1 protein-coding gene is annotated in these 263 nt (G+C 50.2%); it reads left to right on the top strand.

What is annotated here, in order from left to right:
* Positions 1-174: 174 nt before the first annotated feature.
* Positions 175-263: DUF1848 family protein (locus CI070_RS14250; RefSeq protein ID WP_143245476.1), on the top strand; the 89-nt coding region annotated here is incomplete at its 3' end.

Raw genomic sequence — 263 nt, 5'->3', positions numbered from 1 at the left:
CTTCACCGCAGCCGGAAAGGAATACGTGGAACGCATCATCCCCCCTGCCGCGCAGGCGGAAAACGACGCCATGGCGGAATTGAGTGGAGAACAGCAAGCGGAACTGATTCGTTTAACCGACCTTTTTTCGGAACAAATGCGTCTGAAATTTCAATCCATCAACAAAAACACGCTATGATTATCAATACAGGAGGACGGACGGACACCGTCCAGTATTACACCCGCTGGCTGCTGAAGAGATTTGAAGAAGGCTATGTCCTTTC

It is taken from the genome of Akkermansia muciniphila (assembly GCF_900184965.1).
In the GTDB taxonomy this organism is placed as follows: domain Bacteria; phylum Verrucomicrobiota; class Verrucomicrobiia; order Verrucomicrobiales; family Akkermansiaceae; genus Akkermansia; species Akkermansia muciniphila_A.
Note: the sequence above shows the minus strand (reverse complement) of the source record. Positions and strands in the feature narration are given on the sequence as shown.